The organism is Streptosporangium heterodermiicola (genome assembly GCF_051390675.1).
In the GTDB taxonomy this organism is placed as follows: Bacteria; Actinomycetota; Actinomycetes; order Streptosporangiales; family Streptosporangiaceae; genus Streptosporangium.
Genome location: NZ_JBPJSR010000010.1, coordinates 219,803 through 235,326, shown reverse-complemented (window position 1 = coordinate 235,326; position 15,524 = coordinate 219,803). Strand labels below are relative to the sequence as shown.

At 73.8% G+C, this 15,524-nt stretch carries 9 protein-coding genes; 7 read left to right on the top strand and 2 right to left on the bottom strand.

Annotated features, from left to right (window positions below; all coding sequences use genetic code 11):
- Nucleotides 1–19 precede the first annotated feature (19 nt).
- Complete coding sequence (locus tag ACSC1Q_RS22880; protein ID WP_436760745.1) at nucleotides 20–1,690, bottom strand: condensation domain-containing protein; 1,671 nt, start codon at nucleotides 1,688–1,690, stop codon at nucleotides 20–22.
- Between the two features lie 308 nt (nucleotides 1,691–1,998).
- Between ACSC1Q_RS22880 and ACSC1Q_RS22875 the strand changes: the two genes are divergently transcribed.
- From ACSC1Q_RS22875 to ACSC1Q_RS22865, 3 genes are all read left to right on the top strand, one after another.
- On the top strand, nucleotides 1,999–3,177 hold the full coding sequence (locus tag ACSC1Q_RS22875) for an ROK family protein (RefSeq protein WP_436760744.1): 1,179 nt from the start codon (nucleotides 1,999–2,001) through the stop codon (nucleotides 3,175–3,177).
- Between the two features lie 191 nt (nucleotides 3,178–3,368).
- On the top strand, nucleotides 3,369–4,568 hold the full coding sequence (locus ACSC1Q_RS22870; protein WP_436760743.1) for a class I SAM-dependent methyltransferase: 1,200 nt from the start codon (nucleotides 3,369–3,371) through the stop codon (nucleotides 4,566–4,568).
- On the top strand, nucleotides 4,565–5,266 hold the full coding sequence (locus tag ACSC1Q_RS22865; protein ID WP_436760742.1) for a PIG-L deacetylase family protein: 702 nt from the start codon (nucleotides 4,565–4,567) through the stop codon (nucleotides 5,264–5,266). Before ACSC1Q_RS22870 ends, ACSC1Q_RS22865 begins: the two co-directional genes overlap by 4 nt.
- 59 nt (nucleotides 5,267–5,325) lie before the next feature.
- Here ACSC1Q_RS22865 and ACSC1Q_RS22860 read toward each other — a convergent pair whose 3' ends face one another.
- Nucleotides 5,326–6,819: a glycoside hydrolase family 3 protein gene (locus tag ACSC1Q_RS22860; protein ID WP_436760741.1), complete on the bottom strand. Its 1,494-nt coding sequence runs from the start codon at nucleotides 6,817–6,819 to the stop codon at nucleotides 5,326–5,328.
- Between the two features lie 181 nt (nucleotides 6,820–7,000).
- Here ACSC1Q_RS22860 and ACSC1Q_RS22855 point away from each other — a divergent pair, with 181 nt between their 5' ends.
- From ACSC1Q_RS22855 to ACSC1Q_RS22840, 4 genes are read left to right on the top strand one after another with little or no spacing between them, the layout of a single operon-like run.
- On the top strand, nucleotides 7,001–8,509 hold the full coding sequence (locus tag ACSC1Q_RS22855) for a condensation domain-containing protein (RefSeq protein ID WP_436760740.1): 1,509 nt from the start codon (nucleotides 7,001–7,003) through the stop codon (nucleotides 8,507–8,509).
- Nucleotides 8,506–13,065 carry a non-ribosomal peptide synthetase gene (locus ACSC1Q_RS22850; RefSeq protein WP_436760739.1) on the top strand — a complete coding sequence of 1,520 codons (4,560 nt, stop codon included), beginning with the start codon at nucleotides 8,506–8,508 and terminating at the stop codon, nucleotides 13,063–13,065. The genes ACSC1Q_RS22855 and ACSC1Q_RS22850 overlap by 4 nt, the downstream gene beginning before the upstream one ends.
- Nucleotides 13,058–14,491, top strand: a complete 1,434-nt coding sequence (locus ACSC1Q_RS22845; RefSeq protein ID WP_436760738.1) for an MFS transporter — start codon at nucleotides 13,058–13,060, stop codon at nucleotides 14,489–14,491. The genes ACSC1Q_RS22850 and ACSC1Q_RS22845 overlap by 8 nt, the downstream gene beginning before the upstream one ends.
- Nucleotides 14,469–15,518, top strand: coding sequence for a class I SAM-dependent methyltransferase (locus ACSC1Q_RS22840; protein ID WP_436760737.1), 1,050 nt, complete (start codon nucleotides 14,469–14,471; stop codon nucleotides 15,516–15,518). Before ACSC1Q_RS22845 ends, ACSC1Q_RS22840 begins: the two co-directional genes overlap by 23 nt.
- The last annotated feature ends 6 nt before the right edge of the window (nucleotides 15,519–15,524 follow it).

Genomic DNA, 15,524 nt, shown 5'->3' with positions numbered 1-15,524 from the left:
TAACCGATTATCCCGCCTGCTATTGGTTCCTTATGCGCGCGGGGCCGAAGGAGGCGAAGTGGCGTCCGTCGCCTTCGGTGACAACGGGCCCGTAGAGCGACGCGCCGGTGGGCCCCGCGGCGTGTACGACGTAGTGGTGAGGTGCCATCGCGGAGGTGCGGCCGGGCAGCAGGGCGAGGCAGGCGGCGCGGATCTCCTCGGGGGTTCCTGAGGTGACGTGGCAGGTCAGACGCCCGTCCGGGTCGTGCGTCACCCGGTGAGGGCGTCCCTGAACCGCTTCACCGACGAGCCGCTCCACCGCGCCGAGGTTCACCCAGCAGGAGTCGGTGTAGATCCATTCCGGACCGCGCTCGATAGGTGAAATTCCTGAAATTTCCGAAATGTCGGAAGCCTGGACGTCCCCGTCCCCGGCCGCGATCAGCAGCCGGACGATCCCGGTCCCGAAGCCCTCGGCCTCCGTCCGGCTCATCACCCGCGGGTCGATCCAGAGCGTCAGGTCCACCACGTCCTCCAGCCGGTTGGCCCAGAGCGCGAGGTGCGCGGGGAGCGAGGCCGCCGGAAGCCAGCCGCACTCGACCTCGGCGGACGGCTCGGGCTCGGGTTCGGGGACGGTGACGCCGCTCATGTCGTTGAAGACGCAGTCGCGGGCGAAGTCCACCCCCCGCTCGGCGTTGACGGTCTCGATCACCTCCCAGAGCGCGATGGAGTCGAAGCGGCTGTGCTGGTATCCGGAGAGGGACGCGGCGCGGAAGCGGCGTACCGCCTCGTCGAAGGTGGGGACGTCGAGGTCGGCGGCCATCAGCGCGTCCTGGGCCAGCGGCCCGACGTAGTCGCGCAGCTCGGGCCGTACCCGGTTGCTCGCCAGTGACGCGATCACGCAGGACCGCTGGGTGTTGCGCAGGCCGACGAGGACCCCCAGGGCGGCGAGCGTGACCGCCGAGCGGCTGGCGCCCGTGCGGTTCGCGACGGCGGCCAGCGCCGTGGCCGCCGCCGCCGAGCGGACCCGCAGCCGGGGCCGGATCGCGTCGGCGTCGGCCACGGCCGCCTCGTCGACCGCGAACATCGACTGAGGTGCCCGCCTGAGCCCGTTCTCCCAGTGCCGCAGGGCCGCCTCAGTCCGGCGCAGGGCGGCCGGGGAGCCCTCCGCGGTCGCGAGGTCCAGCGGCTGCGTCGGGCACGGCGGCGGGACGGCGACCCCCCGGATCAGGCGCTCCCACTCCCTCATCACGGTGGCCAGCCCGATGGCGTCGACCGAGGTGTGGGGCAGGACGAAGATCACCAGACGGGGTGTCTCCCCCTCGGTGACCACGGCGACCCTGATCGGGAGTTCGGTCTCCAGGTCGAAGCGGGTGCCCTGCATCCGCAGGCCCACCTCCTCGGCGGCCTCGTCGGGGAAACCGGTCCCGGCGTCGTGCACCTCGATGGGCAGGTGACCGGAACCGGCCACGACTTGGAGGTCCGAGTGGATGGTGGCTCGCAGTCCCTCGTGCCGGGAGAGCAGGCGCCCGACCGTCTCGGCGACGGCGGGCAGCGGGGTCCCCTCGGGGAGGCGCTTGGTGACGCGGAAGTTCATGTGGAGCGGCGGGTCGCGGAGCACGCAACGCGCCATGTTGGCCTGGCCCATGGTCATGGGCCCCTGCCGGGTCCGCGGACCCGCGTATTCGGCTGCGATCGTGATGACGGTGTCCATACCGAAACCTGCCTCACCACCCGACGGCAAGGGTCTTACTGAAAAGAACCTTTACCGTTTTCGGGAGTGTTCCACGCGCCGGGCCGACGTCGCAAGCCCTTGATTTCCGGGCATCGCGGTGATCGGGCGTGCGGGCGCCGGCGGCGAAACGGCGATGAGCAGGGACGCGGCGCGGCCGGGACGGCCCGGGTAGCCCTCCGTGGCGGCCGGGCGGGGCTAAACTATCAGGAAGCCTTATTAAGAATAGAAGCGTTATTCTTCATTGAAAGTATTCGCGACGGGGAAGCGGCGAACAAGAGAGCATGCGTATGGAGCGACGTCCTGGCGTGCCCAGGCTATTGCGGGAGATCAACGACAGGGCCGCCCTGGAGCTGCTGCTCGCTTCCGGGCCGCTGACGCGGGGGCAGATCGGCGAGCTCACGGGCCTCTCCAAGGTGACGGCGTCGCAGACGCTCGCCCGCCTGGAGGGGCGCGGGCTGGTGGAGGTGGCGGGGGAGCAGGCGGGGGGCCGCGGGCCCAATGCCGCGCTTTATGGGATTATTTCCTCATCGGCCTATGTGGCGGGTCTGGATGTCGGCCCGGAATTCGTCACGACCGCCATCGCCGATATCCACGGGGAGATCGTGGCCGAGGTGCGGGTGGCGCCGAGCGGGCACGACGATCCGGTGGCCCTCGTGCACAACGCGGTGGTCAAGGCGTGCCGGTCGGCCAAGGTGGCGCTCTCCAAGCTGCGCTCGGTCGTCATCGGCACCCCGGGTGTGGTCGACCCCCGCACCGGCGACGTCCGGTTCTCCTTCGACCTGCCCGGCTGGCACGAGGGCATCCACGAGGCGCTCGCGCGTGACCTGCGCCGCGACGTCAGGATAGAGAACGACGTGAACCTCGTCGCCATCGCCGAGCGCACCCTGGGTGCCGCCCGCGAGGTCGACGACTTCGTGCTGCTGTGGGTGGGCCGCGGCATCGGCCTCGGCGTCGTGCTCGGCGGGCGGCTGCACCGGGGCCGCTCCGGCAGCGCGGGCGAGATCGGCTACCTGCCGGTGCCGGGGGTGCCGCTGGCCGAGGACGTACGGGCCGTGCCCGGCAGGCTGCCGTCGCTCGCCGGAGGGCTGCAGTCCCTGGTCAGCGCAGAGGCGGTCGCCGAGCTCGCCGCGACGTACGGCTTCGAGGGGGAGAGCGCCGCCGAGTGCGTCGCGGCGGCGGTCGCGGCGGGCAAGCGCGGAGAGCCCCTGATCGACGACATCGCGGGGCGGCTCGCGCTGGGGGTGGCGTCGGTGTGCGTCGTGCTCGACCCGGGGCTCGTGGTGCTCGCGGGGGAGGTCAGCAGGGCAGGGGGCGACGAGCTCACCTCCAGGATCGAGGAGGCGGTGGCGAGGAGCTGCCCGGTCCGGCCGCAGGTGGTGGCCAGCGAGGTGAACGGCAACCCGGTGCTGCGCGGGGCCGTCATCGCCGCCCTGGACCAGGCCAGGGAGGAGATCTTCACCTCCTGAGCACCCGGTTTCAACACCGGGCCCGGAACCTTCGGGGCGGGACCCCGAGGTCCGGAGCCCCGGATTCCCGGCGTTCGGCGGGGCGGGGGATCCTTCTCGGCGAACGGCCGTTGCGCGATGGGCAAGATCCTCTATGCTGGCGCGGAAATGTCATGAAAAAGACATCTTTCCGTGATCGGGGATGGGGACAAATGACGGCTGTCATCGCCGTGCTGCATGCCGAGGACGTCGCCCTGGAGTTCGTCTCCGTCCTGCGGGACCACGCCGACGAGGACGTCCTGGTGATCGTCGGGCAGGCGAGGGCGAGCCTGACCCTGCCGGCCGGGCTGTCCCTGCGGGAGCGCCTGGAGCTGCTCGGACCCCTGGTGGAGCCCGGGGGCAACACCGCCGAGCTGCCCGTCCCCGCCGACGTGGCCGCCCTGCTCGGCGAGGCGCCGACGCCCGCGCCGGGGCCCGGCGAGCTCTGGACCCACTCGCCCGCCGACCACCGCATCCGCCGGGCCAGGTTCGGCTGGATCGTCTCCCGCGCGGTGTCACCGTTCCCCGGGTCCTCGGCGTCCTCGTCCCTGTCCCTGCCGGCGGTGACCTGCTCGGTCGGCGACAATCCCTTCCTGCAGACGATCCCCGGCACGGCGACCGCGATCACCGGCGCCGAGGCCGAGGCGAAGATCGACTTCATCAACCGGCGCGCAGGTGAGCTGCTGCGCAGCCGGGTGGCCGACCGGCTCGTCACCACCGACCGGGTCCCGGCCGTCGAGAGGTTCTTCACCGCGGGCGCCGAGCAGGCCAACCGCCTGTACGCGCTGATCTCCAGCCTCGGGGACGACGCCGCGGTGGCCGACGACCCGTGGGAGTTCGGGCGCTCGGCCTACGAGGCCGCGCGGCTGGACGCGACCGCCGCGTGGACCGCCCGCTGGTGCTCCCCGCAGGACGGGCCGATCGTGGAGGTCGGGGCGTGCCAGGGCGAGCTCACCCGGCGGCTGGCGGGGAAGGGCTACCGGGTCCAGGCGACCGAGCCCAACGCGGGTTTCCGCGCCCGCCTCGCCGAGCGGGCGGAGCCGGGCGTGGAGGTGCTCCCGGACAGCCTGGAGGATCTCGCCGACCATGGCGAGCGTCAGGCGGCGGCGTACCTGCTGGTCGAGATGCTCTACTACGACCAGGATCTGACGCTCCTCGACCGGCTGCCGACCGACCTGGTCCTCGTCGCGCTGGAGACCGGCCAGCTCAACGAGCGGATCTGGCCCTGGCTGCGCGAGCAGTCCACCTGGCGGGTCGCCGAGCGCGTCGAGCTCGCCCCGCCGACCCTGGAGCCCGTCTGCGACGGCCTCGCCTACCTGCGCAAGCGGGGCAGCCGCGGTCTCGTCCTGGCCAGGGCGGGGTGGCGGCGATGAGCTGGGAGACGATCGTGGTCTCGCCGCACTTCGACGACGCGGTGCTGTCGGTGGCCGGACTGCTCGCCCGCCGCGAGGGGAACGCGGCGATCGTCACGGTGCTGGGCGGCGCGGCCGGTGAGGAGCTTTCCGCGTGGGACCGGCTGTGCGGGTTCGCCTCGGCGGAGGAGACGGCGCGGGAGCGGCGAGCCGAGGACGCGCGGGCGTGCGAGCTTCTCGGGGTCGACCAGGTGGCGCTGGACAATCCGGATGTCCCGGCGGCGAAGCTCCCGCTGGACGACCTGGAGGCGTTCCTCACCGAGCACGTCACCGCGCGCACGCGCGTGCTCGTCCCGATGGGGATCGGCAACGCCGACCACGAGGCCGTACGCGACCGGGCGCTCGACGTGCTGGAGAAGGTCGAGAGCGCAGAGCGCTGGGTCTACGCCGACCTGCCCTACGCCGCCGCCGTACGCGAGTGGGGGAGCCCGGCGGCCGGGCAGGCCCTCGCGGGCAAATCGCCGGTTCGCGCGCTCGCCGAGCGGTACCGCCTCGGGGTGGAGGCGCCGTCGCGCCTGGAGGGGGCGGGGTGGGCGCTCAAGCGGCGCGCGGTCCTGGCGTACGCCTCGCAGATCGCGCCGCTCGCCAGCGACCACGGGGAGTTCCTCGCGATGCCGGGTCCCCTCCAGTACGAGCTGGTGTGGGCCCTCGACGGCTGACCGCGTATCCCGCTTCGCGGTGACACGCGCGGTGCGGGTGGGAGTGGGGTCCGGCGGGGTCAGCGGCCGGAGAGGAGTTCGGCGGCGGCCCGGCCCGAGGCGGTGGTCGCGCCGTGGGTGGTGATGTGGACGGCGCCCGGGGTGGCCGGGCCCGGCAGGCCCATCTCCACCACGATCGCGTCGGGGCGCCGTGACAGCAGGGCGTCAAGGCGGTCCGAGACCCAGGCGTGCCGGTGGGCGTCGCGTACCACGATCACCAGCGGGCGCCCGTCGGAGGGTTGCGGTACCGGGTCGCCGGAGCCGAGCCGCAGGGCCGTCGTGCCCGGCAGCAGCGCGGCCAGCGGCGCGGCGACGCCCCACGGGGTGGCGCGGTCGACGGCGATGTTCGTCTCGGAGACGAACTCGATCACCTGGGGCGCGGCGGGCAGCGGGAGCCCGTCGCCGCGGACCCGCAGCGCCCGCCTGGCCGCGTCGAGCCCCGCGGGCTCCCCGGCCGGGCCCGTCTCGCCGGCCGCCCGCCGCTCCGCCGACCAGGCGGCGAGGCGCCGGACCCGGGAGGCGGCCTCGGCCAGGCGTTCCTCGGGGAGGATCCCGTCGGCCACCGCGCCCACGATGGCGTTGCGCATGAACCCGACCACCCCGGGGCCCTTGCGCTCGCCGCCCACGCAGATCGCGTCGGCCCCGGCGGCGAGGGCGCGGACCGCCGCCCCGGTCACGCCGTACCGCTCGGCCACCGAGGGCATCTCCACGCCGTCGGTCACGATCAGCCCGTCGAAGCCCAGCTCCTCCCTGAGCAGCCCGGTCAGGACGCGGCCGCTCATGGTGGCGGGGTGGTCGGGGTCGTAGGCGGGGACGAGCAGGTGGCCGGTCATCACGGCGCGTACCCCGGCCTCGATGGCGGCCCGGTACGGCGGGAGGGTGGTGGCGGCGAGCTCCTCGGCCGAGTAGGCGACGGTCGGCAGGTCGTCGTGCGAGTCGACGGCGGTGGCGCCGTGGCCGGGGAAGTGCTTGGCGCAGGCGGCCACCCCCGCCGACTGCAGGCCGGTCACCCAGGCGCGGGCGTGCCGGGCGACCAGCCAGGGGTCGGCGCCGAACGCGCGGGTGCCCACGACGGGGTTGTCCAGGTCGGAGTTGACGTCGACCACGGGGGCGTAGTTGAGGGTGATGCCCGCCGCTGCCATGTCCAGCCCGATCTCGCGGGCGACCCGCTCGGTCAGCCCGGGGTCGTCCACCGCGCCGAGCGCGAGGTTGCCGGGACGCGAGCTGCCGGTGAGCGCCTCCAGGCGGGTGACGTCGCCCGCCTCCTCGTCGGTGGCGATCACCACGTCCGGGTTCTCCGCGCGCAGCGCGTCGGTCAACGCCCTGATCTGCTCGCTGTCTACAAGATTCCGGGAGTAGAGCGCAACTCCGCCGAGCCCTTCCGCGAGCCGCCTGCGCAGCCAGTCGGGCACCTCGACGCCCACGAACCCGGGTTGCAGCACGGTGTCGGCAAGCCCGGCCAGTTCGGGGCTCACGCCGTTCGGGCCGCTCGTCCGGCCACCGCGAACGATCATCAAAGCCTCCAGGTCGGTTCATGGCAAGTCGCTTGTCTCAGGCGTACCACATGTGTAGCATTCGGGTTGCGTAAATAGACAAGAAACTTTCCTAATAATTGTTTGTCAGGACCGCATGTCAGGGGCGACGCAGCCCCCGGCGCCTGCCCGAAGTAAGTCACCCACGAGGGAGACGGACAGGATGTCGCACGCCCCCTTCGACCTGCGGGGAATCCCGCTGGCGCTTCACCTGAACGGTCCCGTCGACGTTCCGGCGCTGCTGGGCGCGTGCGCCGTCGTGGCCGGAAGGCACCCGGTGCTCGGCCGGGTCAGGGTCACCCGCACCGAGTCGACGCCGGAGCGCTATCCCCGGGTCGCCACGGCCGAGGCCGCCCGCCCTTTCGACCTGGAGCGCGGCCCGCTCGCCCGGTTCACGCTGGTCACGGTGGGTCCCGAGCGCGTCAGGCTGCTCTTCACGGCGCACGGGCGGGTGTTCGACGCGGGCTCCAAGGACGTCCTGGTCCGCGAACTGGCCGACGCCTACTTCGCGCGGGCCACCCTGCCGGGCACGGCGTCGCCGTGTGCCCCGGCGCCGCAGCCGTACGGATCGTCGCCGGGTGTGCCGGGCTCGCCGTCCGGGCGGGCGGATCGGCGTGGCGGTTCCGGTGCGGACGGCGGGGTCCTCCCGGCACCGCCCGACGGCGCCGAGGAGTTCTGGAGGGAGCGCGACCGCGCGCCCGCCGAGCTCGTCCTGCCCGGCCTGCGCGCCGTCCCGCACGGCACCGGTCCCGGTGAGATCGTCGAGATGGTGCTCGGCGGCGCGGAGTCCGGAGCCCTCACCGAGGCCGCCACGGTGCTCGGCGCCACCAGGTTCGAGCTGCTGCTCGCGGCCGTGGGCGTGCTGCTGCGCCGGTACGGCACCTCCGCGTCGCCGCTCGCCCTCGACCTCGGGACCCGCACCCGCGAGACGCGCGACCGCATCGGGCCGTTCGTGGCGCGGGTGCCGTTCGTCCCGCACCCCGCCCTCGGCGAGAGGTTCCCCGACCACCTGCGCGCGGTCCGGGCCGAGCTGCGTGCCATGTACCGGTTCCGGCACGCGCCGCCGGACCCGCCCGCCTCGCCGGTGCTGCTCAGCTACCGCAGGAGGGCGGCCGTCCCGGAGTTCCCCGGTGTCGGGGCAGGCGTGGAGTGGACGGTCTTCAACGGGGCCGCCCACGGCGCGTTGCACATCCAGGCCGTGGACGCCGGTCCGAGTCTCACCCTCGGCCTCCGCTTCAACCCCGCCGCGATCGGCCACGACGACGTGTCCGGGATCGCGGGTCACCTGCGCGCGCTGCTGCGCGCCATCTCCGCGGAACCCCGCGCGAAGGTCGCGGACCTGACGGAGCCACCCCACCCCACGCCCCAAGAGGAGCCCTCCGTGACCGACCTGTTCGTCCCGGCCCCCGACAACGTGACGGAACCCCCCGCCGAGGAGGACCCGGTCACCGCGCAGGTACGGGAGATCTGGCAGGAGATCCTCCGCCTCGACGACATCGGGCTCGACGAGGACCTCTACGACCTCGGCGGGCACTCGCTGACCATCACCCAGATCATCGCCAGGACCCGCCGCAGGCTCGGCGTGGAGGTGTCCCTGGACGTCTTCTTCGACAACCCCACCATCGCCGGCGTCGCCGAGGAGGTCACGCGTCTGCGGGGCGGGGCCGCGTGAGCACGCTCTCGTACGCCCAGGAGCGCCTGTGGTTCCTGGACCGGCTCACTCCCGGGGACGGGACGTACAACATGGTCGTCTGCGAGCGGCTCATCGGGTCGCTCGACGCCGGAGCCCTGGAACGGGCGCTGGGCGAGGTCGTGGCCAGGCACGAGGCGCTGCGGACCGTCTTCCCCGAGGTCGGGGGGCTCCCGTCCGCGAGGGTCCTGGATCCCGCGCCGCTGGTCATGGAGAGGCTCGACCTGACGGGCGAGCCGCCGTACGGGACGCCGGAAGAGGCGTCGTACGGTTCACCGGACGGGGCGTCCGGCGGGGGCGTGGGGAGGGCGCGGGAGCGGGCGCTGGAAGTGGTGCTCGCAGAGCGGAGCAACCGGCCGTTCGACCTGGTCAACGGGCCGCTGCTGCGGGCGACCCTGGTGCGTACCGGGTTCGACGAGCACGTCCTGCTGGTCGTCGTGCACCACATCGCCGGGGACGCCTGGTCGATCGAGCAGGTCATGTTCGGGGAGCTGACCTCGCTCTACACGGCCTTCACCCTCGGGCTGCCGTCGCCCCTCCCGCCGCCCGCGCTGCAGTACGCCGACTACGTGCGCGGGCAGCGCGGGCAGCCGGTGGACATCTCCGACGTGGTGCGCGAGCTCGACGGCGTCCCGGTGCTGGAACTGCCCACCGACCGGCCGCGCCAGGCCGTGCGGACCACCGAGGGCGGCCTGGTGATCCACAGGATCCCGCTGGAGCTGTGGCGGGGGATCACCGGGATGGCGCGGGCCGAGCGGTGCACGCCGTTCATGGCCCTGCTTGCCGCCTACCAGGTGCTGCTCTCCCGCTACACCGGCCAGGACGACTTCTGCGTCGGCACCCCCGTCGCGGGCCGCTCGGAGGAGGAATTCGAGAAGGTCTTCGGCGTCTTCATCAACACCCTCGCCCTCCGCGCCGACCTGGCGGGCGACCCGACCTTCCGCGAGACGCTCAAGCGGGTGCGGCGGCGCGCCTTCACGATGTACGGCCACGCCTCGGTCCCGTTCGAGCACGTGGTGAGCGAGCTGCGCGTCGACCGCGACCCGGCCAGGACCCCGGTGTTCCAGACGATGCTGATGCTGGGCAACCCGGACGCCGGATCGCTCGACCTCGACGGCATCCGCACCGAGCCGGTGGCGTCGGGCCTGGCGGTGGCCAAGTTCGACCTGTCCCTGGACGTGATCGTCTATCCCACGCACGTCCAGCTGATGTTCTCCTACGACACCGGCCTGTTCGACCGGCCCACGGTGGAGCGGATGGGCGCCCAGCTGGAGACGCTGTTCCGGTCGATCGTCTCCGACCCGGGCCGCCGCCTGTCGCGGCTGGAGATCCTGCCCGCCGCCGAGCGCGCGATCGTGCTCGGGGGCGCTTCGGCGCCGGACCCGGGGGACGTGCTCTCGGACGATCCGGCCAGGCCGGTCCCGGGTCCGGGGGACGTGCTCTCGGGGGATGTGCTCTCGGACGATCCGGTCGGGTCGCCCGGCTTGGTCCGGCCGGATCGGCCGGGGCGGTCGGATCGGTCGGATCGGTCAGGTTGGCCGGCTTACGGGGCGGGGGAGTTCCTCGACCGGCTGGTCGCCCGGCAGGCCGCGCGTACCCCGGACGCCCCCGCCGTGATCACTCCCGCCGTTCCCGGCGGGGACGGCGCCGTGCTCACGTACGGGGAGCTCGACCGGGCCTCGGACGCCGTGGCCGGACGGCTCCGGCCGCTGCTGGAGCGGCCGGTGGGGGCCGGTACCGCCGGGGGCGGGGAGGCGCTGGTCGCGCTGGCGCTCGCCGCCGGGCCCGAGGCGATCGTGGCGCTGCTGGGGATCCTCAAGGCGGGCGCCGCCTACCTGCCGCTCGATCCGGCGCAGCCCGCCGAGCGGCTGGCGCACCTGCTGGCCGACTCCGGCGCGCGTGCGGTGATCGCGGACGGGGCGGAGCTCGCCGGGTTCACCGGGCCGGTCGTCAGCCGGGCCGACCTCGCCCGCTGGACGGGCGGCGCTCCTGACGAGGGAACGGCGGTCGCACGCGAGTCCGGCACGGAGAGCCCTGAGCGGGCCGCGTACGTGATCTACACCTCCGGGTCCACCGGGCGTCCCAAGGGGGTCGTCGTCTGCCATCGCACGCTGTCCCACCTGGCCAGGTCGTTCAGGGACCTGCACGGGTTCGGGCCGGGGGAGCGGGTGCTGATGGTCCCGCCGCTCAGCTTCGACGCCTCGGCGGGGGACGTCTTCCCCGCCCTGATCAGCGGTGCCGCGCTGGTGCTGCACCCCGCTCCCGCCTCGCTGACCGGTCCCGCCCTCGACGCCCTGTGCGCGGAGCACTCGATCACCATGGTCGACACCGCCTCGGCGCTCTGGCAGCAGTGGGTCGGGGAGCTGGACGAGGTCACCGCCCCGATCACCACGATGATGGTCGGCGGCGAGAGCGTGCCGGTGGAACGCCTGCGCGCCTGGGCCGCGCTGACCGGCGGCCGGGTCGCGTTCCACAACCACTACGGCCCGACCGAGGCGACCGTCTGCGCCACCTCGTACCGCACGGTCGACGGAGCCGAGCTGGGCGCGGCCACGCACCTGCCGATCGGCACCGCGCTGCCGCACACCCGCGTCTACGTGCTCGACCGCCACGGCCACCCGGCGCCGATCGGGGTGCCCGGCGAGATCCACATCGGTGGCGAGTGCCTGGCGCGCGGCTATCTGGGCCGTCCCGGGCGGACCGCCGGGAGCTTCCTGCCCGACCCGTTCTCGCCCCGGCCGGGAGCGAGGATGTACGCCACGGGTGACCTGGGCAGATACCGGCCAGAAGGGAACCTGGAGTTCCTGGGGCGCACCGACCGGCAGGTGAAGGTCCACGGCAACCGGATCGAGCCCGGAGAGGTCGAGGCGGCCTGCCTGGCCCACCCCGGCGTCCGCGAGGCCGTGGTCACCGCCGACGCCCGGCGGCTCATCGCCTACCTGGTGGGGGACCGGCTCACCGTCGCCGAGCTGCGCGCCTTCCTCGCCGGACGGCTCCCCGGCTACATGCTGCCCGGCGCGGTCGTCACGCTGCCCGCGCTCCCGCTGACCTCGCACGGCAAGGTCGACCTCCGGGCGCTGCCCGAGCCGGACGCGGACGGCGCGGACGGCGAGGCCCCGCCGTACGAGCCGCCCAGGGAGGGGACCGAGCGGGTCATCGCCGGGATCTGGGCCGACGTGCTCAAGGCGGACCCCGGTCGCGGGGACAACTTCTTCGACCTGGGCGGGCACTCGCTGCTGGCGCCGCAGATCGTCTCCAGGATCACCGCGGAGCTGGGGGTGCCGGTCCCGATGACCGCGCTCTTCGCCGCGGCCGACCTGGCCGGGCTCGCCGCCGCCGTGGACGAGCGGCTCGGCCGCCCGGACACCGGGGGGTGGGCACCGGACGCCGTGAACCTGTACGCGGAGGCGGTGCTGCCCGGCGACATCGCGTACACCGGAACGCCCGTCCCCGAGGGGCCGCCGCGCCGGGTGCTGCTCACCGGCGCCACCGGCTTCCTCGGCGCGTACCTGCTCGCCGGGCTGCTGGCCACCACCGAGGCAGAGGTCCACTGCCTGGTCAGGGGCGGCACGCCCGCCGAGAGGCTGCGCGAGAACCTCGGCGGGCACGGGCTCTGGGACGAGCGCTTCGACGGCAGGATCGTCCCGCACGCCGGGGACCTCGACCTGCCGCGACTCGGCCTGACCGCCGGGAAGTTCGCGGAGCTGGCGGACTCGATCGACCTCGTCGTGCACAACGGCGCCCTGGTCAACTTCGCGCTGCCCTACCGGCGGCTGCGGAGGGCGAACGTGGACTCCGTCCTGGAGGTCCTGCGGCTCGCCGCGTCCGGCCGCGTCACCGCCCCCGTCCACCTCGTCTCGACGCTCGGCGTGCACCTGACCCCCGGGGAGCGCACGGTCAGGGAGGACGACCCGCTGCCGGATCCCGGCCCGCTGCACCTGGGCTACGACCAGAGCAAGTGGGTCGCCGACCGGCTCGCGGGCGCCGCGAGGGCGACCGGGCTGCCCGTCGCGATCCACCGCCCGGCCAGGGTCTCCGCCGACAGCCGCACCGGCCGGTCGGTGCCCGGCGACTTCCTCGGCCGCCTCTTCGCCACCTGCGCCCGCCTCGGCGCGGTGCCGGAGGGCGAGCGGATCGACATGGCCCCGGTCGACCACGTCGCCTCGGCGATCGCGCACCTGGCGGCGAGCCGGGCCGTCGGCGACTTCCACTACTACAACCCGCGCGTGCTGACCTCGGAGGAACTCGCCGGGGGCCTGCGCGAGCACGGCCTCCCGGTACGGCTCATGCCGGGCGTCCAATGGCGGCGGCTGGTCCGCGACCGGCTGGAGATCGGCGACGACCTGCCGATCGCCCCCTACCCGGCGTTCTTCGCCGAGTACGACGCGCTGCCCGGACCGTCCTTCGACTGCTCGGCCACCGAGAGGCTCCTCGCCGCGGCCGGGCTGGTCTGCCCTCCGGCGGACGGGAAGCTGCTCGACCTCTATCTCGGTGACCACATCGGCACCGGAGTCCTCCAGGGAGACAGCCGTGCATGACGGGATACGCCGGTTCGCCGTCATCTGGGCGGCGCAGCTGCTGTCGATCATCGGGTCGAGCCTGACGGGGTTCGTGCTGGGCGTCTGGGTCTACCAGCGCAACGGCTCGGCCACCGAGTTCGTGCTGATCATGCTGTGCGCGGTGCTGCCCGAGGTGCTGCTCTCCCCGCTCGCCGGGTCGCTCGCCGACCGGTGGGACCGCAGGCGGATGCTGATGGCCGCCGACGCCGGGGCCGCCGTGGTCACCGGAGCCCTCGCGCTGCTGCTCGTGTTCGGCTCGCCGCAGGTCTGGCACGTCTACGTGATCACGGTGGCCGGGGCCGTCTTCGGGACCTTCCACATGGCCGCGTACCACGCGATGATGCCGCTGATCATGCCGCAGCGGCACCTGGGCAGGGCCAACGGCCTGATGCAGGTCGCCGACTCGGTGAGGATCGCGGCGCCGCTGCTGGCGGGAACGCTCCTGGTCACGGTCGGCGTCACCGGCGTGGTCGTGATCGACCTGGCCACCTTCCTGGTCACCCGGGTGGTCATGTTCGCCGTACGGCTGCCGCGCGAGGTCACCCGCCCCGGGGCCTCGGCCGAGCCGGAGCCGCTGCGCGGGGACCTGCTGTTCGGCTGGCGTCACCTGCGGGCCAGGCGCGGGCTGTTCCAGCTGGTCATGGTGCTGGCCGCGTACAACCTGTTCTTCGGGATGTCCGGGGTGCTGGTCCAGCCGCTGATCCTGTCGTTCGGGTCGGCCGCGGTGCTGGGGGCGCTGATGTTCGCGGGCGGCGCGGGGGTCTTCGCCGGGGGGCTGGTGCTGAGCGCGTGGGGCGGGCCGAGGCGCCGGGTGCGCGGTGTCGCGGTGTTCGTCGCCCTGGGAGGGGTGCTGCTCGCCCTGCACAGCCTCGCGCCCTCGCCCTGGCTGATCGCGGTGGTGGCGCCCGCCTTCCTGTTCACGCTGCCGTTCGTGCAGGGCACCGGGATGACCGTACTGCAGATCAAGACCGACCCCGCGGCGCTGGGCCGGGTGCTCAGCACGGTCCGCGCGCTCACCCAGACGGCCACCGTGCTCACCTACCTGGCGGCGGGGCCGCTGGCCGACCGGGTCTTCGAGCCGATGCTCGCCCCCGGCGGCGCGCTCTCCGGGACCCTCGGCGCCGTGATCGGCACGGGTGAGGGACGGGGCATCGCGGCGATCTTCCTGATCACGGGCCTGTGCCTGGTGCTGCTCGGGCCGCTCGCCTACCTCCAGCCCCGCCTGCGGAGGGTGGAGTCCGAGCTGCCCGACGCCGAGGACGTGCACGCCCCTCCGGAACGCGTCCCGGAATCCGCCCCGGAGCTCGGGGTGGAACCCGTCGCGGGACGCCGTGAGGCCGACCCGGGAACCGACGTCGCGCGAGTCGCGCAAGGAGACAGCGATGCCGCTCTATCTCGACCCTGAGGAACTTCGCGGGGCGCCGGGCGCCCACATCGACCTGATCGGCGCGATGGCGTTCCGGGCGGCGGGGGCGGCCCAGCGCCTGGGGGTCTTCGAGGCGCTCATGCCCGGCCCGCTCCCCGTGACGGAGCTGGCGGCCAGGACGGGCACCGACCCGGCCGGGCTCGCCGTGCTGCTGGAGGCGCTCGCCTCCCTCGGCTATCTCGACCGGGCGCCGGGCCGGGTGTACGGCAACAGCCCGATGGTCGCGGGCACCCTGGACCGGCGGAGCCCGTGGAGCTACGCCCCCGCGCTGGCCTTCTGGCAGGACGTGCTCGGCGAGCTCTGGGACGGCCTGGAGGAGTCGGTGCGCACCGGCACCCCCCAGGTCGACTTCTACGCCTGGCTGGAGGAACGGCCGGGGACGCTGGCCGAGTTCCAGAGCATGCTCGACGGGATGGCCGCCGGGCTCGCCCCGCTGGTCGCCGCGAGCGCGCCCCACCCCGGGGAGCGCCTGCTCGACGTCGGCGGCGGGCACGCCCGCCACAGCGTCGCGTTCTGCCAGGCGCACCCCGCGCTCACCGCGACGATCGTCGACCTGCCGAACGCCCTGGAGGGCGGCCGGGCCAGGATCGAGGCGGCCGGGCTGGGCGACCGCGTCACCCTGCTCCCGGGCGACCTGGCCGACCCCGGCGCCGGTCCCGGCGTGGACCTGGGTACCGGGCACGACACCGCGCTGCTGTTCAACCTCTGCCACGGGTTCGACGAGGCGGGCAACCGCGCGCTGTTCAAGAGGGTCGCGGGCGCGCTGCGCCCCGGCGGGGCGGTGGTCGTGCTGGAGACCTTCGCCGACCTGCCCGGCGGCACGCCCGCGACCGTCGAGGCGTTCATCCGCGCGTTCAGCCTCAACCTCGCCACCACCCAGGGCGGCGCGATCCACTCCTTCGCCGACACCGCCGCCTGGCTGTCCGACGCCGGATTCGGCCGGATCGAGCGACGGCACGTCGACGGCCCCAACGAACTGCTCGTCGCCCGCCTGGAGACCTCATGAGAGATC

Excerpts from the sequence above, each read along its gene's own strand:
- ACSC1Q_RS22880 (WP_436760745.1), bottom strand. The coding sequence starts at position 1,690 with ATGGACACCGTCATCACGATCGCAGCCGAATACGCGGGTCCGCGGACC.
- ACSC1Q_RS22875 (WP_436760744.1), top strand. The coding sequence starts at position 1,999 with ATGGAGCGACGTCCTGGCGTGCCCAGGCTATTGCGGGAGATCAACGAC.
- ACSC1Q_RS22870 (WP_436760743.1), top strand. The coding sequence starts at position 3,369 with ATGACGGCTGTCATCGCCGTGCTGCATGCCGAGGACGTCGCCCTGGAG.
- ACSC1Q_RS22865 (WP_436760742.1), top strand. The coding sequence starts at position 4,565 with ATGAGCTGGGAGACGATCGTGGTCTCGCCGCACTTCGACGACGCGGTG.
- ACSC1Q_RS22860 (WP_436760741.1), bottom strand. The coding sequence starts at position 6,819 with ATGATCGTTCGCGGTGGCCGGACGAGCGGCCCGAACGGCGTGAGCCCC.
- ACSC1Q_RS22855 (WP_436760740.1), top strand. The coding sequence starts at position 7,001 with ATGTCGCACGCCCCCTTCGACCTGCGGGGAATCCCGCTGGCGCTTCAC.
- ACSC1Q_RS22840 (WP_436760737.1), top strand. The coding sequence starts at position 14,469 with ATGCCGCTCTATCTCGACCCTGAGGAACTTCGCGGGGCGCCGGGCGCC.